Source organism: Bradymonas sediminis (genome assembly GCF_003258315.1).
GTDB lineage: Bacteria > Myxococcota_A > Bradymonadia > Bradymonadales > Bradymonadaceae > Bradymonas > Bradymonas sediminis.
Genome location: NZ_CP030032.1, coordinates 4,931,543 through 4,958,224 on the forward strand (window position 1 = coordinate 4,931,543; position 26,682 = coordinate 4,958,224).

General features: G+C 62.1%; 21 protein-coding genes. 15 read left to right on the forward strand and 6 right to left on the reverse strand.

Annotation, left to right across the window (positions count from 1 at the left end; genetic code table 11):
• Window positions 1-86: 86 nt before the first annotated feature.
• From DN745_RS18665 to DN745_RS18705, 9 genes are all read left to right on the forward strand, one after another.
• On the forward strand, window positions 87-1,076 hold the full coding sequence (locus DN745_RS18665) for a TadE/TadG family type IV pilus assembly protein (protein ID WP_133621959.1): 990 nt from the start codon (window positions 87-89) through the stop codon (window positions 1,074-1,076).
• A 39-nt stretch (window positions 1,077-1,115) separates the two neighbouring features.
• Window positions 1,116-2,483: a pilus assembly protein TadG-related protein gene (locus tag DN745_RS18670; protein WP_111337345.1), complete on the forward strand. Its 1,368-nt coding sequence runs from the start codon at window positions 1,116-1,118 to the stop codon at window positions 2,481-2,483.
• Window positions 2,467-3,303, forward strand: a complete 837-nt coding sequence (locus tag DN745_RS18675) for a TadE/TadG family type IV pilus assembly protein (protein ID WP_111337347.1) — start codon at window positions 2,467-2,469, stop codon at window positions 3,301-3,303. Before DN745_RS18670 ends, DN745_RS18675 begins: the two co-directional genes overlap by 17 nt.
• 39 nt (window positions 3,304-3,342) lie before the next feature.
• Window positions 3,343-4,668 (forward strand): hypothetical protein, encoded by a 1,326-nt coding sequence (locus DN745_RS18680; RefSeq protein ID WP_133621960.1) that lies wholly within the window; start codon window positions 3,343-3,345, stop codon window positions 4,666-4,668.
• A 159-nt stretch (window positions 4,669-4,827) separates the two neighbouring features.
• Entirely contained in the window at window positions 4,828-5,112 is a 285-nt protein-coding gene (locus tag DN745_RS18685; protein ID WP_111337350.1) for a NifU family protein, read from the forward strand.
• A gap of 165 nt (window positions 5,113-5,277) precedes the next feature.
• Window positions 5,278-6,546 (forward strand): dicarboxylate/amino acid:cation symporter, encoded by a 1,269-nt coding sequence (locus DN745_RS18690; RefSeq protein ID WP_111337352.1) that lies wholly within the window; start codon window positions 5,278-5,280, stop codon window positions 6,544-6,546.
• A gap of 88 nt (window positions 6,547-6,634) precedes the next feature.
• Window positions 6,635-7,312, forward strand: coding sequence for a hypothetical protein (locus DN745_RS18695; protein WP_111337353.1), 678 nt, complete (start codon window positions 6,635-6,637; stop codon window positions 7,310-7,312).
• Between the two features lie 180 nt (window positions 7,313-7,492).
• Entirely contained in the window at window positions 7,493-9,031 is a 1,539-nt protein-coding gene (locus DN745_RS18700; RefSeq protein ID WP_111337355.1) for an NAD-dependent epimerase/dehydratase family protein, read from the forward strand.
• 1 nt (window position 9,032) lies between these two features.
• Complete coding sequence (locus DN745_RS18705) at window positions 9,033-10,028, forward strand: NAD(P)H-binding protein (protein WP_111337357.1); 996 nt, start codon at window positions 9,033-9,035, stop codon at window positions 10,026-10,028.
• A 33-nt stretch (window positions 10,029-10,061) separates the two neighbouring features.
• Here DN745_RS18705 and DN745_RS18710 read toward each other — a convergent pair whose 3' ends face one another.
• From DN745_RS18710 to DN745_RS18735, 6 genes are all read right to left on the reverse strand, one after another.
• Entirely contained in the window at window positions 10,062-10,703 is a 642-nt protein-coding gene (locus DN745_RS18710; RefSeq protein ID WP_111337358.1) for a Tll0287-like domain-containing protein, read from the reverse strand.
• Window positions 10,704-10,797: 94 nt separating this feature from the next.
• Window positions 10,798-11,931: a putative metal-binding motif-containing protein gene (locus tag DN745_RS18715; RefSeq protein WP_111337360.1), complete on the reverse strand. Its 1,134-nt coding sequence runs from the start codon at window positions 11,929-11,931 to the stop codon at window positions 10,798-10,800.
• Window positions 11,932-12,050: 119 nt separating this feature from the next.
• The gene (locus DN745_RS18720; protein ID WP_111337361.1) at window positions 12,051-12,638 is read right to left on the reverse strand and encodes a proline and serine-rich protein 1 family protein; all 588 of its coding nucleotides are present in this window, start codon (window positions 12,636-12,638) and stop codon (window positions 12,051-12,053) included.
• Window positions 12,639-12,779: 141 nt separating this feature from the next.
• Window positions 12,780-13,835 carry an RCC1 domain-containing protein gene (locus DN745_RS18725; RefSeq protein ID WP_111337363.1) on the reverse strand — a complete coding sequence of 352 codons (1,056 nt, stop codon included), beginning with the start codon at window positions 13,833-13,835 and terminating at the stop codon, window positions 12,780-12,782.
• Window positions 13,836-14,188: 353 nt separating this feature from the next.
• Window positions 14,189-15,202, reverse strand: coding sequence for an ADP-ribosylglycohydrolase family protein (locus DN745_RS18730; protein ID WP_111337365.1), 1,014 nt, complete (start codon window positions 15,200-15,202; stop codon window positions 14,189-14,191).
• A 138-nt stretch (window positions 15,203-15,340) separates the two neighbouring features.
• Window positions 15,341-15,901 (reverse strand): hypothetical protein, encoded by a 561-nt coding sequence (locus DN745_RS18735; RefSeq protein ID WP_111337366.1) that lies wholly within the window; start codon window positions 15,899-15,901, stop codon window positions 15,341-15,343.
• Between the two features lie 244 nt (window positions 15,902-16,145).
• Here DN745_RS18735 and metH point away from each other — a divergent pair, with 244 nt between their 5' ends.
• From metH to glmS, 6 genes are all read left to right on the forward strand, one after another.
• Window positions 16,146-19,823, forward strand: coding sequence for a methionine synthase (gene metH, locus DN745_RS18740; RefSeq protein WP_111337368.1), 3,678 nt, complete (start codon window positions 16,146-16,148; stop codon window positions 19,821-19,823).
• A gap of 98 nt (window positions 19,824-19,921) precedes the next feature.
• Window positions 19,922-20,515, forward strand: a complete 594-nt coding sequence (locus DN745_RS18745; protein ID WP_111337369.1) for a hypothetical protein — start codon at window positions 19,922-19,924, stop codon at window positions 20,513-20,515.
• Between the two features lie 104 nt (window positions 20,516-20,619).
• A complete protein-coding gene (locus DN745_RS18750) occupies window positions 20,620-22,275 on the forward strand; it encodes a 1-acyl-sn-glycerol-3-phosphate acyltransferase (protein ID WP_162687788.1) in 1,656 nt (551 codons plus the stop codon).
• Window positions 22,276-22,343: 68 nt separating this feature from the next.
• A complete protein-coding gene (locus DN745_RS18755; protein WP_111337373.1) occupies window positions 22,344-23,339 on the forward strand; it encodes a hypothetical protein in 996 nt (331 codons plus the stop codon).
• A gap of 62 nt (window positions 23,340-23,401) precedes the next feature.
• A complete protein-coding gene (locus DN745_RS18760) occupies window positions 23,402-24,604 on the forward strand; it encodes a hypothetical protein (protein WP_133621961.1) in 1,203 nt (400 codons plus the stop codon).
• 176 nt (window positions 24,605-24,780) lie between these two features.
• Window positions 24,781-26,619: a glutamine--fructose-6-phosphate transaminase (isomerizing) gene (gene glmS, locus DN745_RS18765; RefSeq protein ID WP_111337376.1), complete on the forward strand. Its 1,839-nt coding sequence runs from the start codon at window positions 24,781-24,783 to the stop codon at window positions 26,617-26,619.
• Window positions 26,620-26,682 lie beyond the last annotated feature (63 nt).

Consider the following 26,682-nt stretch of genomic DNA (forward strand, 5'->3'; position numbering starts at 1 on the left):
CCGTGTTTTCTTGTGAATGAGCTAAGTTCGGACGGCCGGGTTGGACATGTGAGGAAGTTGAACTTCTTTGTTTAGGGACGAATTCGATGCAACAGACGGGAAAAACACCCCTTCGCCTGGTAATTCTAGGCGCTCGGATCTGGATGCACATCATCGCGGTGTTGGTCATCAGCGTGCTGGTGGGCTTGCTCGTGGCGGATATGCACTCGATGCGCATGTTCTTCGGCGCGGCCTCGGCCGGCGCCTTCCAGATTGACTGGCTGCGCCTGGGGATTCACCTGCTCCTGTCGGCCGCGCTCTGGGGGTTTTGCGTCTACGGGTTCTCGCTGCTTCAGCAGCGCAAACGCCAGGCCGTCAAGCTGCATCGGGTTCGCGGCTCGGTCATGGTGGAGACCTTGATCGCGCTGGTTCCCTTTTTGCTGCTGACCTCCGGCATCGCCCAATACGCCATGATCAACGTCGCCAGCCTCCTCAGCGACCTGGCGGTTTACCAGGCCGCGCGCACCGCGTGGATCTGGCAGCCCGAGGCCGACTCGCGGCGCAATGGCTCCTCGGGGTATAACCGGGTCACCGCCGATGACGTGAAATTTCGCGCCCGCACCGCCGCCGCCCTGGCGCTGGCCCCCAGCGCGTCCTCCGATTTCACGGTCGGTCGCAACTTCCCCGAGGGCAGCGGGCCTCCCTTCCGCCGCATTCGAACCGCGGTCGCGGCGACCTTCAATAAGACGCCGATCTCCGGGGAGAATTTCTGGACCGCGACCGGCTCGAACTGGAGCTTCTTCCGCGAAGACATCATTCACGGTGAGCACAAAGATATGAGCGTTTCGAGGGCCTTTGACACCGGCAGCTTTTATCTGCGCGCCGGTCGCAAGGTGACCTCCGCCTGGATGGGCCTCGAGGATTTTGAGGTGGTGCACGAGGGGGACCGCGTCGGGGTGGAGTTCACGTACCAATACTCGGTCATTTTCCCCTGGTTCGCCTATCTTTTCGGCACCGAATCGCGTTTCGGCGAGCGTGACGGATATTATATTCCGATTACCCGAAAGATGACCTTGCTCAAGCAGCCTGGCATGTGAGTCACGCCCCTTGGCGTCATATTATCTGGATAATCACCCATGCGCTTATCAGTTAAAATACAAGATCTAGTCCAAGGCTGGCACCGCGACGACAGCGGGGCGATCGTCTTATTATGCCTGGCCGCGTGCTTGTTTTTGTTCATGGTCGGGCTGTTGATGTACGACACCGGCCAGGTCGCCCGCGACAAGGTCGACGTGCAGATGGCTGCCGACACCGCCGCCTATAGCCAGGCGTCGGTGCAGGCCCGGGCGATGAACTCCATCGCATTCGCCAACGTCGGAAAGCGCACGATCACCGGCATCCGCAATATGTATTACACCCAATTTTACCACTACTTTAAGTGGTATCGCGGGCAATGTAAGCGCTGCTGTTGCGGGTTCTGGTGCGGCTGCTGGGGCGCGTGTTTGAACTGCGCCGGCAATACGCTGTCATTGGTGCCGTTTTTGGGGGCGGTCGACTCGCTCTTCTTCACCCTGGCACGCCTGCCGATCTTCGAAGATAAGATGACCAAGCACCTGAAAGCCCTGGATAAATTCCAGGCTGAGATGGCCGCCTATGCGCCGTATTGGGCGCTCGGAGAAGGGGTCGTGCGCGGCGCGCGAAACGGCGCCCACGCCGTCACCACCTATCCGCTGCCCAAGACCCCGACCTTCGGCCCCTTACCGGTCAAAAAGAGCTCCGGGTTTGGCGCGGCGATCGAAAGCTGCCTGTTCCCGACCTATTTCTTCAACCCGTCGAGCATGGGAACCATCACCGAGATGGACCGCAACTTCGCCGTGCTCAAGCGCAACAGCGTGAGCCGCCCTTATATGGCGAGCAAGGGCCCGCGTGAGGTGGTCTCTCGCTTCCGCGCCGCCGAGGGTTGCATGACCGGAATGATGCCCAGCTTCCTCTTCCCGGACAATAAATACGCCCCGCCCTATCATTTGACCGCCGATGGTAATTCGGGCTCCGACTATATGAAGCGCTCCAATATCGTCTGGACCTACCGCTATACCCCCGATATGGCGACCAAATTGCGCGATAATTATAACGCGGTGCTCTCCAAGGACTACACCACCGACATCATCGGTCTGCCCCACTCGGGCATGTGGGCGATGTCGCGCGGCGAGATGTATTATCGGGAGAAAAATGACCCGAATTTCGTCAAGGGCCCCAACGCGATGTGGATGTTTCACCCCAGCTGGATCGGCAAGCTTCGCCCGGTGCTGCTCAAGAATGAACGTCTGCCCGTTGACCCGAGCGATATGTGGGCCGAATCCCGCGGCCTCGCCCTGCGCCAGGCGCCGCTATTTGGGGTCGACCTGAGCGACTTCGGCAAAGATCTATTGTATATGGAAAAAGCGACGCTCGGCATGGACGGCAAAATCGAAGGCAAGGAGGTGCTTGATGGAATCGCCAAATAAGACACACTTTTTGTTTCGCCTGAGCCGACGCATCCTTGGATCATTTGGCGCCTTTAGCCGCAATGACCGCGGCACGGCGTTGACCGAGTTTGTGATCATGTTGCCGGTCTTTATCCTGATTTGGGTCGGCATGATCAACCTATTTAAGCTTGAGAACGGCGGCATGCGCGCCAAGATCAAGGCCAGCTCGCAGACCTGGGAGAAGGCCATGACGGTCGCCCACGGCGGGCATGTCCCCGAGGCCAAAGCCGGCGTTCACATCATGGCTGGCCTGGACGCCATCGATAACGTGAACAACCGCCCCAGCGGCACCGCGGATTCCTTCGCCCACCTCAAAAATGCCCGGCTCGCCAGCCAGGGCAATCGAGGCGAGGCGCAGGGGTCGGCCACCATGGCGAGGCTGCTCGGCCAGACGCCGCCCGCGCAGCCGGCCGGCCAGGGATTGCGCAGCCATTATTCACGCGCGATGCTCGACGACTCCCGCTCGAACTTCATCAACTCGGCCCCCGGCCCGCTCGGGATCTATGCGCCGGTTATCCCGGAGTCGATCCAATCGATTGGCTACAATCACGCCCCGGCCACCGGAAACCGCTACGGGTCGGTCTTCGGCGAGCATATCGAGCAGGTCGAGGTCTACGGTCAGATGAACGAATTGGGCGCCACCTACGACGTGCTTAACTCGCCGGTGGGCAAGCCCAAGCGAACCGATGATCTGATCTACGTCCCCGGGTTCTCGCGCTTGATGGCCGAACAAGACAAATGCCTCCGGAGCGTCTTGGAGCTTGGCCGCCGCATGAAGTACTTTAAGAATTGCCTATAATAGGAGGACCTCGTGACCTGGCATAGTGTTGGAAAAAATTTGGCGCGTATTCTCCTGACCTGCGCGATTATCCTGGGCATCGGCGCGGCGATCGTGGTCTTGTCGCCCGAGTCCAAGGCGACGCGCGTCGCGGTCGACACCGCCCGCGCGAATATCTTCTGGATGACCCCGTCCACGCCGAGCAATACCCAGAAATTCACCGCCGCCCTGCGCGACCTGGGCCACGAGCCGCCGCGCGCCTACCGGCTCAATGACAATAACGTGTATTTCTCGACCCGGGTGACCCACAAAAGCCCGGAGATGCTCGTGCACGAGTATCAGCAGGCCTTCGTGAACAGCGGGCTCAATAGTCGCGCCTGGCTGCAGAGCACCGAGGGGCTGCTCAGCCAGCCGAGCACCGCTTCGCGCATGACGCAATTCGACGAGCGCTCCGAGGCCGCCATGGCCGGTGAGGTGCTGCCGGCGAGTGTGTCGCGCAATCATTTTGTGATGACCGGGATGCTCGTCAATAATCCCGCCGATTCCCAGAGCGAAGATGATTCGCTGACCGCCTCGGTCGAGGCCATCGAGAAGGCGCGCGTGCGCCTCGCGGCAAGTTATACCCAATGCGGCGGTGACCCGGCGGCGCTCAAGCGCGCGCAGCAACGCGCCAAGAATCAGCCGCTTCAAGAGGGCTCCGCGGCCCAGAAGCTCGACACCGCCCTGGCTCGCCAGAGCTCCTGCGACAGCGGTGGCCCGCAATATTGCTCCGACCTGCGCGAGCGGCTCAACGCCGGCAACGCCGAGCTCAAGGCCATCGAGGCCGCCATCAACGCCCAGCCCGGGCTCAAAGACTGCGAGGCGCTGCGCAAGTTTGACCGCGACACCCTCTCGATGATGTCCGAGCAGATGACCGACCGCGTCTATGCCTTCCGCTCCCTGGAGGCCACGCGCGACCCGGCTTCCGGCCAGACCATGGTCACCGCGAGCTGGAGTGACGAGGAGTTCGACATGAACTCGGTGCTCGCCGATGAGTACCCCGTGTCGCGAAACGGCGCCGATGAGATTCCGCTGTGCGACTCCTGCAAGCGCGCGCTGAGCTTCGACGGCACCGCCGATGAGGCCCTCTACTCGACCCACTCGCTGTGGTCGACCGAGCCGGTGTCGCGCGTCGCCTCCGAGTATATCAGCTCGCTTACCCGGGATGGCTGGGACTATATCGACGGCGATTCCCTCGCCCGCCAGGTCCTCGCCCGCATCGAGACCCCCGAGCCTGACACCGGCAGCGTGCTTCGCTTCCGCCGCGACCAACAAAGCATGACCATTAATCTGCGCAGCGACCGAAACTCCGGGCGCACGTTGATCACCGTCGGCACCACGCAATAAGCCGTGCCGTTGACTCTGCTTTGCCAACACCAAGACCGCCTCCCGGCGATCGCGCCTTGCAGGAATAGCGCGGCCTAGATATTCGTTCTACGGCCGCGCTGCTCGTGCGCCATCCACGAAAAATCCAAATATTTAGAACCCTCTGATAAGGTAAATACAATGCGTCGTCAGATTCAAAAAGTTATCGCCGAAGAGATCAACCCGATGATCGCCAGCCACGGCGGCGAGATCGCGTTGGTCGACTATTTCGAGAAGAACCTGTCCATCGTCATGAGCGGCGGCTGCCAGGGCTGCGCCGCCTCCAGCGCCACCCTCAAGCAGGGCATCGAGCGCGTGCTTCGCGAGCGCTTTGGCGACGATATCAACGAGATCATCGACACCACCGACCACGGCGCCGGCGAGAACCCCTTCTTCAGCGAAGACGCCGCGAGCCCGTTTGCCTGAGCGGCGCCTCGGCGCACCGATTTAGCCCCGCGCGATCTTCGCGCGGGGCTTTTTTTGCCTCGCGCGCCGCGCCAAACCCTCGGCGCCTCGACAAAACTGGGCGCATCGCCGATCCTGCGTGGACTTCCTATCCCGCTCGAATGAGTCGACGCCGAGAAAAGCTCCATGAAGGACCGCGCGGACATCCCCTGGTATAAGCAACTCCATTGGCAGATCTTTCTTGGGCTTATCGCCGCCCTGATCTACGGGCTCACGGTGCGCCAGGTCGTCGGGGTCGCCGAGGCCGAGGCCTATCGGGTGCCCTTTGATTTTATCGGCGACCTCTTCATTCGCCTGCTCAAGCTCATCATCATTCCGCTGATTTTGACCAGCGTGGTCACCGGGATTCAGAGCCTCAAAGAGCCCGCCGAGCTCGGGCGGGTGGGGCTTATCACGATGACCTATTATATGCTGACGACCCTGGTCGCGGTGAGCCTGGGCCTGCTGGTCGTGAACCTGCTTAAGCCCGGAAAGGGCCTGAACCTGAGCATCTCGGGCGAGGCCGAGCTCACGCCCACGCCGCTTCGCGACGTCTTTTTGGGGATCGTCCCCGAGAATATCTTCGGCGCCCTGGCCTCCGGGCAGATGCTGCCGACGATCTTCTTCGCCATCGTGCTGGGCCTGGCGATCTTGATGGCCGGCGAGCGCGTGACGCTGGTGCGAAAGCTGTTTGTCGAGGCCAATCACCTGGTCTTTATGGTGACCGATTGGGTCATGGCCACCGCGCCGCTGGGCGTCGCGGCGCTCTTCGTCGGCACGCTGCTCAACCCCGAGTTGGTCGACGTGGGCGCGTTCTTCGAAGATATGGGCGTCTATATGCTCTCGGTGCTCGGCGGCCTCGGCCTGCACTCGGTGATCGTGCTGCCGCTGTTGCTGATCTTTGTCGCCCGCGTCCACCCGCTTCGCTACGCCATTGCGCTCGCCCCGGCGCTCTTGACCGCGTTTTCGACCGCCTCAAGCTCCGCCACCTACCCGCTCACCCGCGATTGCGTCACCGCGCGCGCCGGCGTCGACGAGAAGGCCGCCGACTTCGTGCTGCCGCTGGGCGCGACCATCAATATGGACGGCACCGCGCTATATGAGGGCGTCGCCGCGGTCTTCATCGCCAACGCCCTGGGCATCGACCTGAGCTTCACCCAGCAGGTCATCATCGTCCTGACCGCCACGCTGGCCGCCATCGGCGCCGCCGGCGTCCCCAGCGCGGGGCTGGTCACCATGATCATCGTGCTGGAGAGCGTCGGCCTGCCCGGCGCCGGCTACGCGCTCATCGTCGCGGTCGACCGCGTCCTGGATATGGCGCGCACCACGGTCAACGTGTGGGGCGACAGCGTGGGCGCGGCGGTGGTGGGGCGTTTTGTGGGCGACGCCGGGGAGGATGCGAGCGCGGATGCGTAGAGTGATCTGCGCGAATCTCTTGAACTACGATAAATACATCGCTATATGCAGCATTTCCGACTGATTTTCTTTTCTAAGAGACGATTTGATGAGTGGATTTGCGCTGATGAAGAATCTGATATTTGCGATGTTTTTTGTTTTCGCCGCGGCTGCTTGCGGGGATTCAAGCTCCGGGCATGAGGACCTGAACTGTGAGGCATTTAAGGCCGAAAACGGCGGCGGTGATTTTTGCGACGGCATCGGCCAGTGTGCCCCGGTCGATTGCCCCTGCGCCGACGGGTCGACGGTGACGGTGAGCTCATGCGTCAACGGCTCCTGTGAGGGCGAGAGCGCGTGCGCCAGCGCCTGCGCACCGAATGAATATGTCTGTGAGGAGTCGGATAATGGCCCCATCGACACTGATGAGCCCGACGCGGGCGGTGGGTCGGACGCGAGCGACAATAACCCGCCGGCAAAATCATGTGTCGAGAAGAAGACCTGCAGCAGCTATCGCGACCCCGACACATGCGCGCGGGTTGGCTGCGAGGTCGCCAGTACCCAATGCGTCCATATTTGCGACTCCTACGGTACCAATGACCCTAACCTGGGATGGTGCATCAACAACTTTAGTGACAAGGAATGCCCGAATCTGGGAGCAACCTCCGAGAGTGAGTGCACCGGGTCGACCTATTGCGGCTGGGGCGCCACGTGCGTGAATCCGGTAAGCTGCTCGGATCTCGACAGCGAGTCGGCCTGCTCGGCCGAGTCCACGTGTGAGTGGAAATAAGCTGCGCCGAAGCCTGCGCGCGAGGCAGGTGACTCGTTAAATAAACCGCCTTCATGTCTAAATGGAGGCGGTTTTTTGCACCTGACGCGCGCCACCCCCCCCAGACTCCTCGCAACTTATCCCCGTGTGTGTAACTTTACGCAGCACACCGACCAAACGCGTTCCTTGCCGAAGAGTTCGATGTCCATCTCAAACCCCACAGAGCCTAAAACCATCGTCGTCGCCGGCGCCTCTGGGTTCATTGGGCGCGCGCTGCCCGACGCCTTCGATGGGAATTATCGGCTGGTCGGGTTGAGCCGACAGGTGCTCGAAGAGGGGAAGCAGAACGAGGCGCTCGACGCGCGAGATTATACCTGGCGTCGCTGCGATCTCTTCTCGCGCCAGCAGAGCGCGGCGGCGCTGGGGGGCGCGGACCTGGCGGTCTATCTGGTGCACTCGATGCGCCCGTCCTCGGCGCTCACGCAGGGGCATTTTAGCGATATGGATCTCATCTGCGCCGATAATTTCGCGCGTGCCGCCCGGCGCCACGGCGTCGAGCATATCGTGTATATCAGCGGGCAGCTGCCCGACCCCGAGGCGCTTGGAAACCAGCCGATCAACCAGCACCTGGCCACGCGCCTGGAGGTCGAGCAGACCCTGGCGAGCTACGGGGCGGCGGTCACCACGCTGCGCGCGGGCATCGTGCTGGGGCCGGGCGGGGACTTAAGCGAGCTGATCTTTCGGCTGGTGGAGCGCCTGCCGGTGATGTTGCTGCCCAAATGGGCCGAGCAGTCGGTGAGCCCCATCGCCCGCGCGGACCTGGTGGCGCTGGTGCGTTTTGTACTCGAGCACCCCGAATATGCCGGGGAGTCCTGGGATGTCGGGGGCGCCGAGACCCTCACGTGGGCCGCCTTGCTCGCCCGGGCCGCCGAGCAAATGGGCCGAAATCGCTCGTTTTACCGAGCGCCCGTGATGATGCCCGTCCTCTCGACCGCCTGGATCACCATGGTCACCGGGCTCCCCGGGGCGATGATTCGCCCGATGGTCGAAAGCCTGCGCCAGGGCGAGGTGCCCCGGGATTTTGAGCTGCAGCGCGCGGCCGGGCAGACGCCCATTTCGCTCGACGCCGCGATGCGCGCCTCGCTGGCAAGTCGCCGCAAAAGAACGGGTTCAAACGCTGCTGCCAATGACGTCAACGAAACCTCGCTTGTGCCCAGCGATGCGCCGCGCGAGGTGCGCTCGGTGCAGCGACTTCCGATGCCCGCGGGCAAAGACGCGCGCTGGATCGCGACGACCTACGCCGAGTGGCTGCCGCGTTTTTTGCGCCCGTTCATTGACGTTCGCCTGCGCGAGGGGCGCTGGCTGGACTTCCTGATACGCCCGCTGCCCTGGCCGATCCTCTCCATGGAGCTTGCCACCGACATCAGCAAACCCGACCGCCAACTCTATTGGATTCGCGGCGGCATGCTCGCCGGCGACCAGCGCGGCGAGCGCATCGACGGGCGCCTCGAGTTTCGCGAAGCGCTCGGCGGAAAATGGGCCCTCGCGGCGATTCATAACTTTCGCCCGCGCCTGCCCTGGCCGATTTATATGCTCACCCAGGCCAAGATGCATCTCTTTGTAATGAATGCGTTTGCTCGCTACCTTGGGCGTCTAAGTTCAACGCAACGCGTCTTCGTTGAAGGCGACACTAAGCTCGACGAAGCCCCGCACACCCAAAACCAAACGGTTCGGAAATAATATGCAAGATTGGCTCGAAAAACCCGTCTTTCTTTCAGGCGCCACCGGCTTTATTGGCGCGAGTCTCTACCCGAAGCTGGTCGAAGAAGGCCTTGAGGTTCGCTGTGGCACGCGCAACCCGCAGCGCGCCGCGCATAGGATGCCGGGCTGTGATTGGGTTGAGTTCGACGTGGAGCGCCCCGAGACGCTCGCGGCGGCGCTCGAAGGATGTGGCTCGGCCTATTATCTGGTCCACCAGATGCAAACCGGGGAGGGGTATCGCGAGCGCGAGGTGCAGGCGGCGAAGGCGTTTTTGAAGGCCGCTGAGGACGCCGGCGTGCGCCGGGTTGTCTACCTTGGCGGCGTCGAGCCCAGCGACAACGCTGAGCCCTCCGAGCATCTGGCGAGCCGGCTGCAAACCGGGCGCATCCTGCGCTCGAGTCATTTGGATGGGGATAAAAAAGTGGTCACCGTGGAGCTGCGCGCCTCGATGATCGTGGGCGCTGGCAGCGCGAGCTGGAAGATGGTGCGCGACCTGGCCGCCCGCCTGCCCATGATGGTGCTGCCGAGCTGGACGCAGTCGCGCTCGCAACCGGTATTTATCGACGACGTGGTCAGCGCGCTGGTCGGCGCGCGCGGGCTCAAGCTCGACGACTCCGCCTGGTTCGACATCCCCGGCCCTCAGACCCTGACCGCCGAGGAGATCCTGCGCCAGGTCGCCCATATCCTCGGCCACGACTTCGTCTCACTGCCCGTGCCGATGCTGTCGCCGCGGGTGTCCAGCTATTGGCTGCGATTCGTCACCCGCTGCGATATCTATATGGCCCGCGAGCTGGTGGACGGGCTCAAGACCGACCTCATCGCCCAGGACGGGCGCTTTTGGATGTTCATCAATCACCCCAAGCGCGTCCCCTTCGAGGAGGCGGCCCGCCGCGCCGTCCAGGCCAGCGAGCCCGGTTCGCTATTGTCGCGCGCCTACGAGGGGTTGGTGTCGAAGGTGTCGCGCTCGCGCATTTAGGAAGGCCATCGAGTTGCCAAGGCCCCGGCCAGCTCAATGCACCTCTACCCAGACCCATCCGCGGATATCGCCCAGCTTATAGCCCGTGGCTTTGTCCTCCGGATAATGCTTCTGAAGGGCCTCGGCGACGCCCTCGGCGAGTTGGTCGGTCTGCCCATGGCAGTTCAGGCAGTTCTGGGCGATATTTAGCGGTTTGACCACGCGAAGCGCGTCACCTTCGGTCGCGTAATGCGCCTTGCCTTCGGCCTTCGCGATAAGCGGCGCGACCCAGTCGGGGCCGACGTTATTGGGGTTCCGTAGCCGCTCGGAGACCCGACCGATCTTCACGTTCATCTCTTCGCCGACCGCCTCCGTCATCGGCTCGGCCTCGCCGTGGCAGACGGTGACGGCGGCGACAAAACCCTCATCCTTTACGGTCTCCATGACCTTGCCCATCAGGCGCTGGCGCAGCATCAGGTCTGCCTTATCGGCCGTCTCGCGCCACGCGTCGACCGCCTCGGTCGACTTCTCTTCAGACTTCTCTTCAGACTTCACTTCGGCGTGCGCGGTCGGCGCACTCTCTTCCTGCTTCGGCGCTTCTTCGGGCGCCACCTTCTCGGGACGTTCGCAGCTGACAGCCCATGCGACTCCCACAGATAAGAGCACGGTCATCCATCGTTGATTCGAGCTAGTCATGCTATTTCCTGGCGCTTAGTTTGACGCTTTAACCCAAGAGTCGTAGCGGTCACGACTCGTTCCGATGATATATATTCCAACCGCCCGGCACTCCTCACAGCGGCTGGCAACTGCCATCCACCTGGCACACGCCGCTTCGCTGGCCGGTGGTGCACGCAAGGCCCAGGCAATCCTCATCGGCGCAGTCGATCTTGCCGTCGCCGTCGTCATCGAGTCCGTCGTTGCACACCGATTCGCGCGCGCAGGCGTCGCCGTCCTCGGAGCAGCAATAGATCGAGCCGATCTTCTCGCAGCTCATTGAGGAGGAGAAGTGGTTGCGACACCACGCGCTCGCGCTGGTTGAGATCAATTGATAGTCATTGTCGGTATTGCCCCCGTAGGCGTTACAATTGTTATTCTCGCCGTCGCAGATCTCGGTCGCCCCGGGGTTGGTGATGGGGTTATTGTCATCGCAGTCCCCGCGCCTGGGGGCGTAGCCCGGCGTTCCCTCGCATTTCTGAACGTGCTCGTTGGAGCGGCCGGTCCCGTAGCCGTCGGCGTCGGCGTCGACCCAGGAGCGCACCGTCGGCAGGTCGTTATCAATGGCGCCGTCGCAGTCATTGTCGAGCCCGTCGCACACCTCCGCTTGCGGCCCGACGCCGCCCAGACACTCTCCCCAGTCGCCGTTGACGCAGCTCTGGTTGCCCTGCTCGCACTGGCCGACATCGCTGCCGCAGGCGCGGGTGAGCGACCTGCCGTTGGGGAGTCGGTCTACTTTTCCGTCGCAATTATTGTCGAGCCCATCGCATAGCTCGACGCCGCCGTTGGTCTCGACGCATTGATATTCGCAATGCCCGTCCCCATCGAGATCATGGGTCCCGGGCGCACATTCGGCGGGGCCTGTGTCGGGCGCGGTGTCCTGCGGGGGCGCGGTGTCCTGCGGAGGCGCGACGTCCTGCGGGGGCGCGACGTCTTGCGGAGGCGCGACGTCTTGCGGGGGCGCGGTGTCCTCGATGGTATCCTGGGCGACGTCGAAGCCGCCCGGGTCGGTGTCGTCAACGCGCCAATACCCGTCGCGGCAGATTTCGCCGGGGCGAGTCTGGCCCTCCTGAGCACACTCCAGACCACTTACTCCCGCGTCGAATGAGCACGCGCCCAAGAGCAGCACCGCCGCGATCCCGATGGTGCCAAGCGAGAATCCCGAATAATAACCCACGCGGCGAATCGCCAAGATGCTGCGGCTCAACATGATAAAAGACCGTCAATTTGAATGGAGAAAAACGCGCGAAACGCGAACGCGCAGAGTGTAGCGCGTTCGCGTTCTATCTCCAAACACGAAGACCTTATTTTTAGCCGCGGGCGCCGCGATTAGATGCCCAGGCGCGCGCGGACCTCACGCTTGGAGGACTCGAAGGTGAACGCCGCGAACACCTGATAGAACGCCTCCGGGTCCAGGACCATCGGGTGCATCAGGACGGCGGCCTCGATCTTGTCGGAGCTAAAGGTCAGGGCCGACACCACGGAGCTGACCTGGGCGCTGGTGAAATAATTATATTGGGCGGCCAGCGAGACCAGGCCCAGCTTGCCTTCGGAGAACGGCTCGTTGTGGATCTGGGTGAGCAAATGCGAAAATTGTACGTCCGCCATGGGCAAATATATCGGCTCCGGCGGCGCCTCGGTGTGCACATGTTCGTGGACCACGACGTGCTCGTGAACGACGGTGTGGGTGGTGTGCTGGCCATGGTGCGAGTCGTGACGCTTGCTGCGCCTATTGTCGCGGCGCGACGAATCTCGCCGGTCACGCTTGCTCTTCTTATGCTTGTGTTTTTGGGCGGATTGGCTGCTCGAGGTGCCGACGTTGACCTCAATGTTCACCTGCGCCTGGGCCGAGGCGCTGGAGACCATGAAGAAGAGCAGCAGCAGGGCTAATACGGGAGTTGCTTTGCGGGAGTTCATCGCCAATATCCTTCATCGAAATCATGGGGTTCATGCGCATTGTGCGCTCTCACACCCTATGACGCGGCCCAAGGCGCGCGTATTCAAATGAATCGAAGCAAATGAATCGACTTATTTGATTCGCGCGCCTGGGGACGATGGCTACAGGTCCTCCGGCACCGTCCAGGTGGGTTCAAAGCCAGGTTGCCCCCAACAGACGACTTTTGAGGCATCCCCCGTGACCTCAACCGCACATGTATGGTTGGCGCCGATGGCGATGGCATCAAATGCGCCATCATCTTTGGGCTGAGCCTCGGTCGGGTCCTGGTTGAGCAGGGTGGCCCCCCAACAAATGATCGCTGCGTCGTTGGTGACCCCGCAAGTGCGCAGATCGTAGCTCGAGATCGCGCTGAACTCGATATCCGGCGAAGGGTTCGGTATGGGGCTGGCGAGGCTGGTCCAGCAACGCACCTGACTTGTCTCTAAGGCGATCGCACAGGTCGAGTTCGCGCCTACAGAGACCGCCCGATAGGTATTGGGTCCCGCTTCGGCGTCGATGGCCGTTTGGATCTTGCTGCTCACGAGCTCATGAAGGTAACCCCAGCATTGTATTTTATCGTCCGCGTCGATGGCGCAGCCGTGATTTTGGCCAACCGAGATCGCCTTGAAATTGCTCCCATCAGGCGGGAGTAATTGTCCGCGAGTCGGGTTCCAACCCCAGCACTTGATCTTGCCATCGCCGGCCGTGATACCGCAGGTATCCGACGCGCCGGATGAGATTGACTTAAAGGCATCGGACGGCACAGGCGGTTGCGCTTCAACGTCTCCCCAGCACTCCACGGTTGAGCCCACTTTTGATAGCGCGCAGGTGTGCCAGTCGCCAGCTTCTACCGATGTGTAGGCGTTGGAAGGAGCGCCGAGGCGTTTCTCGGTGCCTTCTTCTCCCCAACATTCAAAATAGGAGTCGCTTTTGCGCACGGCGCAGGTATGCGCTTGCCCGGCGGAGAGCGAGTACGCCGAGTTCAGAATTTCGGGCTCGGTATTCCCGTCGGGCCCATCGTGGGCGTCCGGGGTATCCTGGGCGTCCGGCGTATTGGCGTTGCCATTTTGATCTGACGCGCCATTGGCTGCGTCGAGCAGCGCGCACCCGGATAGGAGCATGATGCAGGTGTAGAAGATCGGTAGTGAGAGGCGCGAGCGCACCTTTTGGATGGGCATGAGCGAACCTAAATTAAAATAAAGTCGACAATAACTTAGCGTATATAAAAGGCGCAGGACCCGAGAAGCGCCAACCGGCAATATAGGCTAGTTGGGCGAAATGAATACCGCCGTTGGGTCGATGGCGCAGCCCCGTGTTAAAGAACGCCGAAGGTCATGAACGCTGCGATGATCGGCGCGGCGAGCATCGGATGCAGGTAGCCAGCTGCCACGAAAAGCCCCAATTCGATATGATAATTATACATTTCCATTATAGCCTTTCCTTGGCCTAAATTTAGAGAGATCAGCGTGCCTTATCTGGGGCACTCTCCCGGATAGAGCGGAGTATCTTAAATGCGCGCTCTTCGGAAGAACTAAATAGATAACTCAAAAGCCTCGCGCATCTCCAATTGTTCAAGCCACCTCGCCGGCATTGCCTCATCGGCGCACATCGCCCCAATGAGGTTCCCCGCGATCGCGCCGGTGCTGTCGCTATCGCCAGAGTGACGCACCGCGAGCCACAGCGCCTCGCGGATGCCATCCTGGGTGCTGATATCGGCCGTCCTCGCCACCGCGAGCGCCACCGCCAGCGACTCCTCGCCGACCCACCCCTCGCCGAGGGTCACCATATCGTCAAAGCTCAACGTCCCGAAGCGGGTCACGCGCCGCGCCGCCTCAACGGCGGCCTGGGTCTCCTGGGCCTCGGGTTCCCGGGCGAGCAGCGCGTCGGCGCGGGCCATCGCCTGGTCGAAGTCTTGGCCGCGGGCGAGCTCAAAGATCATCGCCGCGAAATACGCCCCGGACAAATACCCGCTCGGATGGCAATGGGTGAGCACGCCAGAGTCGAGCGCCCAGCCAAAGGCCTGCTCGGCCGACTCGGCCCACAGCCCAAACGGCGCCGAGCGCATGATCGCCCCGCACCCCTTGCTATCGTTGATGCGCGCGTCGACATCGGGCAAATGCCCGCCGCGGTGCATATGATAGCAACTCGTCAGGCAGGTATTTCCGGGCGCGCGCCGCTTATGCAGGTCTTCGAATTTGAGCAACTCACTGCGTGAATCCTCCAACTCCTCTAACACCCGCCGATCCTGGGTCGCCAGCCAGTCGACCAGTGAGTCTGCCATGATCTGGCGAAACGCCTCGCGCTCCCCGGCCACTCCCGCGTCGAGCGCGCGGTGCAGCCCTTCGGCCATAAATAGGGTCATCTGCGTATCGTCGGTAAAGCGCGCCGGCGCCGGCCCCTCAAAGGCCAGGTCTTCGGGCGGCTCCACGCCGTAGGTGCGCTCGATATACTCGGCTTTATTGAACTCGATCGGCGCGCCCAGGGCGTCGCCGATAGCGCCGAGCAGAAGACAGCGAGTGGCAAGCGAATCGGTTAAGTGCGACATTTTTGGGGCTCGCAGCGGAGGGGGAAAATGAAATGCATAAAAAAAGTAACTGCGCCCAATATGGCCTGATGGCGATATGGGCGCAATCACTAAAAATACTGCAATACGATCATTTTAATGATTCGGGAGCCCCGAATCTCAGGCGCTCGCCTTCTCCTCGGCAGCGCTCGCGATCTTCTCGATCCAATCAATCGGGTCTTCGCCCAGGATCCAAAAACCTTCCATATGCGCGTGGCAGATGCTGGTGCGGTCGGCGCGGCGCCAAAGGGCGATGATGTCGGCGTCGCTGCCGCCGATATAATTCACTTGGCGCAGGCATTCATGCGACTCTTCGGGGTAATATTCCAGCACAACCGGCGAGCCCCACGGGTCTTCGTAATCGATCTCGACCTCATCCTGAGTCTCGACATAGTCGAAGGCCTGCAGATTGTCGGCCAGCGTTCCTTTGAGGAGGCTGAAATTCCAGGAATACGGTCCCAGCGCGGTCTGCAGGGCCTCGGTCGTAAGCGAGCTGCGTATGGCCGGTATCGCGGCCTGCGTCAGATATCCCCAGGGGCCGGTGCCCGGCTCGACTTTCAAGTCGGCGAGGGTCACGCTGACGGCTTCGTCGTCGGCGCCGGCAACGCGCGCCAGGCGCAAGAGCGCCGCGTCGATCATGGGTTTGTAAATCTCGGGGGTCTTGCGGGCGGCATAATCCATGCGGTTTCTCCGTAAATTAGGATAATTGAGAATCGAGCTTTCGAGTTGTGATGGGGCGAGGGTATTTCAAAAGCAGAGGAGTCGCAACGCGCGGAGGGTGAGCGATCCGAAAGCAGCGCGTTGCCCGCGACCACCTCTCGCCTTATTCTCGCCAAATGTGTATAGAATGCGCACCCCCTCGCCGGGCTGAATAAGCAGCGCCCGGGCGAGGCTGAATCCCACCCCGAAAAGCATGAGAATAAATATGATAAGCCGCGACGCCGTGGAAAAGATCCTCCAAGAACGCATCCTCGTCCTGGACGGGGCGATGGGCACGATGATCCAGAAGCACGACCTGGAGGAGGCGGATTTTCGCGGCGAGCGCTTTGCGGATCACAGCCATGATCAGCGCGGCAATAATGACCTTTTGACGCTGACCAAACCCGAGGTGATCGAGGGGATTCACACCGCGTTTCTGGAAGCCGGCGCCGACATTATCGAGACGAATACGTTCAGCTCCCAGCGCATCTCGATGGCCGATTATGGCCTCGAAGACCTCGTCCATGAGCTCAACTTCGAGGCGGCCCAGCTCGCCCGGCGCGCCGCCGATAAGATGACTGCGAAGACCCCCGAGAAGCCGCGCTTTGTCGCGGGTTCGATCGGGCCGACCAACCGCACGCTGAGCCTGTCGCCGGACGTGAGCGACCCGACCTTTCGCGCCTGCACCTTTGACGAGCTCGAGGCGGCCTATGTCGAGCAGATCCGCGGGCTGGTGGCCGGCGGCGTCGATTTCCTTTTGGTCGAGACCATCTTCGACACCCTCAACGCCAAGGCCGCGATCACGGCGATCCAAAAGGTCGAAGAAGAGACGGGCCACGAGCTGCCGCTCATCATCTCGGTGACCATCACCGACAATAGCGGGCGCACGCTGTCGGGGCAGACCGTCGAGGCGTTCTGGATCTCGATCGAGCACGCCAACCCGCTGCTGGTGGGCATCAACTGCTCGCTGGGGCCGGTCGGCATGCGGCCGTATATGGAGGCGCTGAGCAATATCGCGTCGACCTATACCTCCTGCTACCCCAACGCGGGTCTGCCGAACGCGTTTGGCGGCTACGACGAGGGCCCCGAGGAGATGGCCGAGGTCCTGCGCGACTTCATGGCCCAGGGGTGGCTCAACGTCGTGGGCGGCTGCTGCGGGACCACGCCCGAGCATATCAAAGCCTTCGCCGAAGCGGCCAAAGACTTCGCGCCGCGCGTGCCGGTCGAGCCGATTCCCTACACGCGTCTGTCGGGCCTTGAGCCGCTGATTATTCGCCCCGACTCCAATTTCATCCTGATCGGTGAGCGCACCAATATCTCGGGCTCTCGCCGGTTTAAGCGCTTGATCAAAAATGGGGAGTTCGAGGAGGCCGTGGCTATCGCGCTCGGCCAGGTCGACGGCGGCGCCAATATCATCGACATCAACGTCGACGAGGGGCTCATCGACTCCGAGGCCGTGATGACCACCTTCCTCAATATCATCGCGACCGAGCCGGGCATCTCGAAGGTGCCGATCATGATCGACAGCTCGCGTTTTTCGGTGCTCGAGGCGGGCTTAAAATGCGTGCAGGGAAAGGCGGTCGTCAACTCGATCAGCCTTAAAGAGGGAGAGGAAGAGTTCAAGGCCCACGCGCGCCGGGTGCGCCAATTCGGCGCGGCGGTGGTGGTCATGGCCTTTGACGAGACCGGCCAGGCAACCTCGGTCGAGCGCCGCGTCGAGATCGCCAAGCGCGCGTTCAAAATCCTGACCGAAGAGGTCGGCTTTGACCCCAAGGATATCTTCTTTGACGCCAATATCCTGACCGTCGCCACCGGCATGGATGAGCATAACGAGTACGGCATCAACTTCATCGAGGCGGTGCGCCGCATCAAGGAGGTGCTCCCCGAGATCACGACCACCGGCGGGGTGAGCAATGTGTCGTTCTCGTTTCGCGGCAATAATGTGGTGCGCGAGGCGATTCACGCCGCGTTTTTGTACCACGCCATCGCCGCCGGGCTCGACTCGGGCATCGTGAACGCCGGGCAATTGACCGTGTATGACGACGTCGAGCCCGAGCTTTTGGAGCATGTCGAAGACGTGCTCTTTAATCGGCGCCCCGACGCCACCGACCGCCTGGTCGAGTTCGCCGAGCGCTTCCGCGGCCAGTCCACCAAGCGCGAGGAGACGCTGGAGTGGCGCGAAGGCACGGTCGAGGAGCGCATCAGCTATGCGCTGGTGCACGGCATCGATAAATTCATCGTCGAGGACACCGAAGAAGCTCGCCTTAAGCTCGACCGCCCGCTCGACGTGATCGAGGGGCCCTTGATGTCGGGCATGGGCGTGGTGGGCGACCTGTTCGGGGCGGGCAAGATGTTTTTGCCGCAGGTGGTCAAGAGCGCGCGCGCCATGAAGAAGGCCGTCGCCCATCTTCTCCCTTATATGGAGGGCGAGGGCGGCGGCGTCGGCGACGCCGGCACCGTGGTCATGGCGACCGTTAAAGGCGACGTCCATGATATCGGCAAGAATATCGTCTCGGTCGTGCTCGGCTGCAATAATTACCGGGTCATCGACCTGGGCGTGATGGTGCCGGCCGACAAGATCCTGCAGACCGCCATCGACGAAGACGCCGATTTTGTGGGCCTAAGCGGGCTGATCACGCCCTCGCTCGACGAGATGGTGCACGTCGCCCGCGAGATGAAGCGGCGCAATATGACCCTGCCGCTTTTGATCGGCGGGGCGACCACGAGCCGGCGGCATACGGCGGTGAAGATCGCCGAAGTGTACGGCGAGCCGGTGGTTCATGTGGCCGACGCCTCGCGGGTGACCAACGTCGTCTCGGAGCTGCTCAGCCCCGAGCGGCGCGACGCGTATATCGCCGAGAACCTCGCCTTCCAGGCGCGCGACCGCGAGCTGCACGCCGGGCGCGGCAAGCGAAAGCTCATCTCGCTCGAAGACGCGCGCAAAAACCGCACCGAGATCCAATGGCGCGCCGAAGATATGCCGACGCCGAGCTTTGTGGGCGTGCGAAAGGTGCTCGACGTCTCGCTTGAGACCCTGCTTGAGTATATGGATTGGACGCCGTTTTTCTTCTCCTGGGAGCTTCGCTGCCCCTTCCCCGCGGTGCTCGAGCACGAGGACTTCGGCGAGACGGCGCGCGAGCTATATGCGAACGCGCAGCGCATGCTCAAAGAGATTATCGAGGATAAGCTCCTGGTCGCCAACGGCGTCTACGGCATCTTCCCGGCGAACGCGGATGGCGACGACGTTTTGCTCTACACCGATGAGTCGCGCAAGACCGTGTTGGAGCGGCTGTGCATGCTGCGCCAGCAGCGCACCACCCGCGGCGAGAAGCAGAAGAATATGTGTCTGGCCGATTATGTGGCGCCGGTCGACAGTGGGCTTAAGGATTATTTCGGCGCCTTCGCCGTCACCGGCGGCATCGGCGCCGACGAGCTGGCCGCCCGCTACGCCGCCGACAACGACGATTATAATAAGATCACCGCCAAGATCCTGGCGGACCGATTCGCCGAGGCCTTCGCCGAATACCTGCACCACCAGGTGCGCATCGAGCTGGGCTACGGGGCCGACGAGGACTTCAGCAGCGAGGAGTTAATCGAGGAGAAATACCGCGGCATCCGCCCCGCGCCGGGTTACCCGGCGTGCCCCGACCACACCGAGAAGAAGAAGTTGTGGGAGCTGCTCGACGTCTACGAGAACGCGGGCATCACCCTCACCGAGGGGTGCGCGATGCACCCGGGCGGGTCGGTCTCGGGCTGGTATTTGTCGCACCCCGAAGCTCGTTATTTCAGCGTCGGCCTCATCCAGCGCGACCAGGTCGAGGAATATGCCGAGCGAAAGGGCATGACCATCGCCGAGGTCGAGCGCTGGATGGCGCCCAATCTTGGCTATGAGCCCGAAGCCTGAGCTTGAACGCCTCTTGGACAGCGCGCCTCGGCGCGCTACAATGGCGCCGCTGTACAACTTCTTTTTCTTAAAATCGCCACTCTATTGAGCCAGTGTCTATGAAAAATATACGTCCCGTACTCTTCGTCCTGATCCTCGCGCTCACCACGCTCTTCGCGACCAACGCGATGGCCCAGTCTAGACTCAGCGGCACGGGGCAGGGCGGAAGCACGAGCGCCCAGGCGTATTATACCGGGTACTCCTATTCGCGCGCCGAACTCATCAGCCTGGGCACCTATGACACGCCGCCGGTCGCGTTCGTCTGGGACGTGTTGGACGTCAGCCAGACCCCGGTGAACTCGCGCATGGACTTCGTGCTCACCCTGGACGCCGATGTGGACACCGTCATCGGGTATTTCGACGCGCAGTCCAAGAAAAAGCAGCCCGTCGCCTCGCTGCAGCCCAATATTCTGTCCTTCGTGAGCGACCGCGACCTCATCATCCTTGGCCGCAGCATCAATGAGACCCCCGCGCGCTTTACCCTCGGCGGTGCGGGCACCCATACCTTCGTCATCGACGTGAGCGCGGACGGGGCGAAGACCAAGGTCGTGCTGATGAATAGCGTGCGTGCGCATCTCTTCAGCGGCGTGGTTCCCCCGCGCGCTCCCCTGACCCCGGTCGGCGCCAATCCGGTGGGCTTCCTGTGGAATTAAGCGACCCTTCGCGCCTTTGAGGTTCACCTTGAACCTTGTGCATGATCTGGACTTTGCCTTATAAGCAAGGTCCAGATTCCAGCACTATTTCGAGGGTTTCCCGCATGTCTCACCCCTCTTTGTTTCGCTACAATAAAGATCGCGCCCATATCGTCTCCGAGGTCTGCCAGCGCAGCTATAGCGCGATCCTCGCCGAGACCCGCCGCAACGACGAAGAGGGGATCGAATATCTGCTCAACGAGGCGGCCTTCCAGGAGGTCGAGCGCCTGCAGAATGAGCAGGGGCCGGAGGACGAGATTCACTCGATCTCCTGGTGGCGCGATATTTCGCGGCGCCTGGGCGAGATGAGCGAATCCCAGAAGCGCACCATCCTGCGCGAGCTGGCCCAGAGCTATACCGAAGACATCACCGGCAGCTTCAACCCGCGGGTCTATAAGCTCGCCACGGGGGCGCTGCCGCTGGGGCTGGGGATGCTGTTTAAGGCCCAGGACCTGCGCCAGATCCCGCTGAGCGCGCTCAACGTGCGCAAGGCCTATAAGCAGCTGCGCGACCTCAGCGAACGTATCGTCATCGAGGGGCACGTCGACACGCTGCGCCACCTGGCCGAGCGCGGCACCCTGGTCTTTTTGCCCACCCACAGCTCCAATATGGACTCGATCCTGATGGGCTGGTCGCTCTATCAGGCGGGGCTTCCGCCGGTGACCTACGGCGCGGGCAAGAACCTGTTCACCAACCCGATGACCAGCTTCTTTATGCAGAATCTGGGGGCCTATAAGGTCGACCGGCGCATCAAGCATAGCCTGTATAAAGAGCTGCTCAAGACCTATTCGCAGGTGCTGCTGGAGCGCGGCTATCACAGCCTCTTCTTCCCCGGCGGCACCCGCTCGCGCTCCAACGAGGTCGAAGACCATATCAAGCTGGGGCTGCTCGGCACCACGATCACGGCGTATACCAACGGGCTGCTCAGCCATAAGAACGCCAAGCCCATCTATATCTGCCCGGTGACCATCAATTATAACCTGGTGCTCGAGGCCGAGAGCCTGATCCGCGACCACCTGCGGCGCGAGGGCGGGCGGCGCTATTTCCTCGAAGACGACGAGTTCAACCAATTCAATAAAGTCCTTCGATTCGCGCTCAATACCATGGAGATGTCCTCGACCACGGTGATGCGATTTGGCGAGCCGATGGACCCCTTTGGCAACCCCGTGGACCGAAACGGCACGAGCTTTGACCCGCGCGGTCGCCCGGTCGATCCGACCAGCTATGTGCGAAAGGCGCTCACCGGCGAGGTGTGCCACGATATCTCGCGCGACCAACAATATACGCGCCACACCGGCGAATGTGTGCGGCGCTCGTTCCTCAAGAATACCGTGCTGATGCCGGTGCACCTGGTGGCCTATGTGCTCTTCGAGTTGGTGCAGCAGAAATTCCCGCGCTGGGATGTCTATCGTCTGCTGCGCCTGGCCGGCGGTGAGGTCATCGCGTTGCGCCAGGCCAAGGCCATGCTTGAGGCGCTGATCGAGGACTTAAAGGCGCGCGAGAATCGCGAGGAGCTTCGCCTCTCGGGCTTCGTGCGTGACCACACCTGCGACGAGATTTTTGACGAGGGCTGCACCTATTTGCGCACCTATCATAGCGTCCCGCTTATCGAGCCAATGATGACCGGTGTGATGCTCAATAAGCTCGACCTGCTCTATTATTACGGAAACCGCGTGCGCTCGTTTCCCGTTGATTCTGCGGCCCTTGCGCCCACGATTTAACCGCCACGACGCCCTCGCCGCGACGCTCGTTTGGCGAGCCTCGGGCGATAAAAATACGGAGAGAAAAGATGAAGATCGGATTGGTCGGAAATGGCGCTCGATTCGCCGCGCTCACGCATTTGTTGCGCAACCATGAGGTCTCGTATTGGCCCGGCGTCGACCCGCCGTCGACCAACGGGGATGACTCCACCGAGCTGCCCGCGCATGTCGAGCGCGTCGAGCTGGAGGCGCTCAAGAAGACGCCGCTTATCTTCTTATGCCTGCCGATTCACCGCCTGCGCCCCACGGGCAACCAGCTCGGCAAGGTCCTGACGGGGCGCCATATTCTGGTGCACACCACCCGGAACTTGGAGCTGAGCACCCTCTATACGCCGTCGCGCATCCTCGGTGAGGAGACCCCCACGCTGCGCAGCGGCTTTTTGACCGGCCCGTTTAACGCCACCGATGCTCTGGCGGGGCGCCCGTCTTCGGGAGTCTGCGTGTCGGAATTCGACGAGGTCCATGAGCTCGTCCAGAGCGCGCTCGACGCCCCCGGCGTGCGGGTTTACCGGGCCAAAGACCTCAGCGGAGCAGAGGCCGCCGCGGCGTATTCTCGCGTCATCGCCATGCTCGTCGGCGTCGGTCGCCAGATGGAGCTCGGCGCCGGGCTTGAGGCGACGCTCCTGACCCGCGGGCTCGCCGAGACCGCCAAGTTCGTGCTCTACCGCGGCGGCTATGAGTCCACCGCCTGGGGACTCGCCGGCTGCGGAAACCTCTTCCTCGACGCCTCCAGTCATAACCTCAACGGCGACAGCTCCACCGATATCGCCTGCGACGCCAAGATTGGCGCCGAGTTTATTCGCCGCGAAGCCGCGAAGGTTTCGGATGTCCCGGGGTCGATTCGCCGGGACTTTGGCGCCGGCGCCGACAACCTCTTCAACCTCATCCAATCGCTGGCCCGGGTCCCCCAGGAGTCCGGCCTCTCCTTGCCGATCCTAAGCCACGCGGTTGAGCTGGTTGCCGGCGAGCGAAGCGCCGCCGAGATCGTAAAATCACTGCTCGAGTTTCCGGTGTATTACGAATAAGGGCGTCCGATTGATGGCCCAGTTATTAGATTATTTTGTCCGCGTGTTAAAAGGATTTAGTGATGCGTTTTTCACCCAGATTGAGCCTGCTTGGGCTGCTACTTTTTATCGGCCTGGCGCTCGGGGCTTGTTCGGATGACGCGAGCAAATCGAAGTCGGGCGCGGGCGACGCCGGGGCAGATATTGAAGAGCGCGCCGACGGCGCCTCGGCGGACGCGCGCGCCGAGGATAGCGGGGGGCCCGACACCCGCGAAGATACGGGCGGTGACGTGGCGCAGGAATCCAGCGACGCCGCCGATGGCAGCGAGGTGGTCGAGCTGCCGCCGCAGACGGGTCATGAGGGCTGCGCTTATCCCGGCGACCCGGAAGCCGAATGCCCGCCCTGGGCGTACGGAGACTACGGCCCGGCGTCATTTGTGAACTATTTTTATATCGAGAAATCCGGGACCTGCTGCGCCGACTTCACGGGCAATGGCACCGATGATAGCGCGATGGGCAATCTCATCAGCACGCTCTCGGCGGTGATCGGCGTTCCTTTTAACGACGTGATCGCCGCCCAGATCGCCAACGGGAATCTGGTATTCCTCTTTGAATACGCGTATTTATCGGACGCCGTTAACGACCCGGCGCTGCAGATAAACCTGATGCTGGGCGAGGACTCGGATAATTATTTCGGCCCCAATATGAACGGAGAGGGTTATTTCAATATCAAGCCGGAGAGCCTGGACGCCCAGGGCAATCCGAAGTCGGATTTCCCCACCGCCAAGGTCGAGAACGGTCGGCTGAGCGTCGAGGGGGGCAGCGCGGCGATTCTCATCCCGCTCAATATTGACGGAAGCCTGATGGACGAGGTCCAGGTGGAGCGGCTGAGCATCTCGGCCGACGTGGACCCGGCCTCCGAATTCTCCGGCGGTGAGCGCGTCGCGCTCAACGATGGTGAGTTGGCCGGAGCGGTGTCGCTGGAGGATTTTTTCGGCGCGATCAATAAGATGGCCGCGACCTGCGATTGCATCGCCAGTCAGCCGCTCTATGTCGAGGTGGGCCCGGGCGAATGGGGCTGCGTCGAGCCGCTGGAAAGCACCTGCGGCGAGGACAGCGATGCTCTTTGCAAAACGCTGGGCAATCGACAACAATGCGAGCTGGTCGCGACCGTGGTCAACCGGTCGGCCGATGTCGATCTCGACGCGGACGCAATCGAAGATGCGTTGAGCCTCGGAGCCCGGTTCAGCGCGGTTGGCGCCTCGATCGTGGGCGTGGGGAATTGAGCTGAAGCGGTGAGTCGTTTAGAGCAGCCAGCGCGCCTTCTCGGTGCACTGGCTGCGTTTATTTTGTGTTTAGATTCGACTTAGCGTTTGAATCAATTTATCAAGGGTTATCCATGGCCATGCGCGTTCGCTGGTGTCGCACGGCAAGCCATTTTCATTAGATTGTAAGGAGTTCTATGTGCGGAATCGTTGGGTATGTTGGCAATCGCGCGTGCAGCGAAGTGTTGCTCTCGGGGCTAAGCCGGCTTGAATACCGAGGCTATGACTCGGCCGGTATTGCGATTGGGACATCCTCCGGTGACGTCGTGATTCGACGCACCGAGGGGAAGTTGGCGTCGCTGTTTACGGCGTTTCGCGAGGAACCCTTTGACGGCACGATCGGGTTGGGACACACGCGCTGGGCGACCCACGGGCGCCCGGTGGAGCGAAACGCGCATCCGCACCGCGCCGGTCGGGTCGTGGTCGCGCATAACGGGATTATCGAGAACTATGCGGTCCTCAAGCGCGAGCTGATTAAAGAGGGGCGCACATTCGAGAGTGAGACCGACACCGAGGTGGTCGCGCATCTGATCGACCACGCCCTGGAGTCCGGGTCGACGACCCTGCACGACGCGGTGCGCCGCGCGATGAAGCTAGTCGAGGGCTCCTACGCCATTGTCGTCATGCTCGGCGACAAGCCCGAAGAGCTCGTGGTCGCCCGCAACGCCTCGCCGATGGTGCTTGGTCAAGAAGGCGACGAGATCTTCATCGCCAGCGATGTGCCCGCGGTGCTCCCCTATACCCGCGACTTTATCTACCTGGAGGACGGCGACACCGCGGTTCTTAAAGTGGGCGATATCGCGATCTTCGACGCCGCCGGCGAGCCGGTGACCCGTCAGGTTAAGCGGATCAATTGGGACCCGATCTCGGCCGAGAAGCAGGGCTATAAGCACTTTATGCTCAAGGAGATCCACGAGCAGCCCGAGCGTATCACCGACACGCTGCGCGGCCGCGTCAGCGTGGACCGCGGCGACGTCGACTTCGGCCCGATGGAGGGCATCGAAGACGGGTGGCTCGACACGCTGGAGCGCATCGTCTTTGTGGCCTGCGGCACCAGCTATTATGCCGCCCAGATCGCCAAATATATCATCGAGGACTTCTCGCGCGTGCCGGTCGACGTCGAGCTGGCCAGTGAGTTCCGCTACCGCAACCCGATCATCAACGAGCGCACGCTCTGCGTCCCCATGAGCCAGTCCGGCGAGACCGCCGACACCCTGGCCGCCATGCGCCTGGCGATGGAGCTTGGGGCCAAGACCATCGCGGTGTGCAACGTCGTCGAGTCGACCATGACCCGCGAGGCCGACGGCGTCATCTATACCCACGCCGGCCCCGAGATTGGCGTCGCCAGCACCAAGGCGTTTAGCACCCAGCTTGTCGTGGGCCTGATGCTCGGTGTGTGGCTTGGCCGACGCCGCGGCGTGCTCGACGAAGAGGGCGGCCGCGAGATCCTGGAGGCGCTGCGCGATGTGCCCCAGACCATGTCGAAGATGCTGCACGAAAAGGCCATCTATAAGCATATCGCCTATAACTTCTCGGACGTGAACTCTTTCCTCTATCTGGGGCGCGGCAACCTCTACCCCATCGCCGCCGAGGGGGCGCTGAAGCTCAAAGAGATCAGCTATATTCACGCCGAGGGCTACGCCGCCGGTGAGATGAAGCACGGGCCCATCGCCCTGATCGACGAGAGCTTACCGGTGGTCGTTCTGATCCCGAAAAACCGCGTCTATGAGAAGGTCTTTAGCAACCTCGAAGAGGTCAAAGCGCGCCAGGGACGCCTCATCGTCGTGGCGACTGAGGGCGACGATGACGTGCGCGAGTTCGCCGACGTCGTCCTCGAGATCCCCGACGTCCCCGAGTATATCCAGCCCCTGCTCACGGTCGTGGTGATGCAATTGCTCGCCTACCATATCGCCGACTTCAAGGGCACCGACGTCGACCAGCCGCGTAACCTCGCCAAGAGCGTGACGGTCGAATAAGTCGTCGCCTTGAGCCGGCACACCCAAAAAGCCCGCCTGAGGATCTCAGGCGGGCTTTTTGGT

Excerpts from the sequence above, each read along its gene's own strand:
- DN745_RS18665 (WP_133621959.1), top strand. The coding sequence starts at position 87 with ATGCAACAGACGGGAAAAACACCCCTTCGCCTGGTAATTCTAGGCGCT.
- DN745_RS18670 (WP_111337345.1), top strand. The coding sequence starts at position 1,116 with ATGCGCTTATCAGTTAAAATACAAGATCTAGTCCAAGGCTGGCACCGC.
- DN745_RS18675 (WP_111337347.1), top strand. The coding sequence starts at position 2,467 with ATGGAATCGCCAAATAAGACACACTTTTTGTTTCGCCTGAGCCGACGC.
- DN745_RS18685 (WP_111337350.1), top strand. The coding sequence starts at position 4,828 with ATGCGTCGTCAGATTCAAAAAGTTATCGCCGAAGAGATCAACCCGATG.
- DN745_RS18690 (WP_111337352.1), top strand. The coding sequence starts at position 5,278 with ATGAAGGACCGCGCGGACATCCCCTGGTATAAGCAACTCCATTGGCAG.
- DN745_RS18695 (WP_111337353.1), top strand. The coding sequence starts at position 6,635 with ATGAGTGGATTTGCGCTGATGAAGAATCTGATATTTGCGATGTTTTTT.
- DN745_RS18700 (WP_111337355.1), top strand. The coding sequence starts at position 7,493 with ATGTCCATCTCAAACCCCACAGAGCCTAAAACCATCGTCGTCGCCGGC.
- DN745_RS18705 (WP_111337357.1), top strand. The coding sequence starts at position 9,033 with ATGCAAGATTGGCTCGAAAAACCCGTCTTTCTTTCAGGCGCCACCGGC.
- DN745_RS18710 (WP_111337358.1), bottom strand. The coding sequence starts at position 10,703 with ATGACTAGCTCGAATCAACGATGGATGACCGTGCTCTTATCTGTGGGA.
- DN745_RS18715 (WP_111337360.1), bottom strand. The coding sequence starts at position 11,931 with ATGTTGAGCCGCAGCATCTTGGCGATTCGCCGCGTGGGTTATTATTCG.
- DN745_RS18720 (WP_111337361.1), bottom strand. The coding sequence starts at position 12,638 with ATGAACTCCCGCAAAGCAACTCCCGTATTAGCCCTGCTGCTGCTCTTC.
- DN745_RS18725 (WP_111337363.1), bottom strand. The coding sequence starts at position 13,835 with ATGCCCATCCAAAAGGTGCGCTCGCGCCTCTCACTACCGATCTTCTAC.
- DN745_RS18730 (WP_111337365.1), bottom strand. The coding sequence starts at position 15,202 with ATGTCGCACTTAACCGATTCGCTTGCCACTCGCTGTCTTCTGCTCGGC.
- DN745_RS18735 (WP_111337366.1), bottom strand. The coding sequence starts at position 15,901 with ATGGATTATGCCGCCCGCAAGACCCCCGAGATTTACAAACCCATGATC.
- metH (WP_111337368.1), top strand. The coding sequence starts at position 16,146 with ATGATAAGCCGCGACGCCGTGGAAAAGATCCTCCAAGAACGCATCCTC.
- DN745_RS18745 (WP_111337369.1), top strand. The coding sequence starts at position 19,922 with ATGAAAAATATACGTCCCGTACTCTTCGTCCTGATCCTCGCGCTCACC.
- DN745_RS18750 (WP_162687788.1), top strand. The coding sequence starts at position 20,620 with ATGTCTCACCCCTCTTTGTTTCGCTACAATAAAGATCGCGCCCATATC.
- DN745_RS18755 (WP_111337373.1), top strand. The coding sequence starts at position 22,344 with ATGAAGATCGGATTGGTCGGAAATGGCGCTCGATTCGCCGCGCTCACG.
- DN745_RS18760 (WP_133621961.1), top strand. The coding sequence starts at position 23,402 with ATGCGTTTTTCACCCAGATTGAGCCTGCTTGGGCTGCTACTTTTTATC.
- glmS (WP_111337376.1), top strand. The coding sequence starts at position 24,781 with ATGTGCGGAATCGTTGGGTATGTTGGCAATCGCGCGTGCAGCGAAGTG.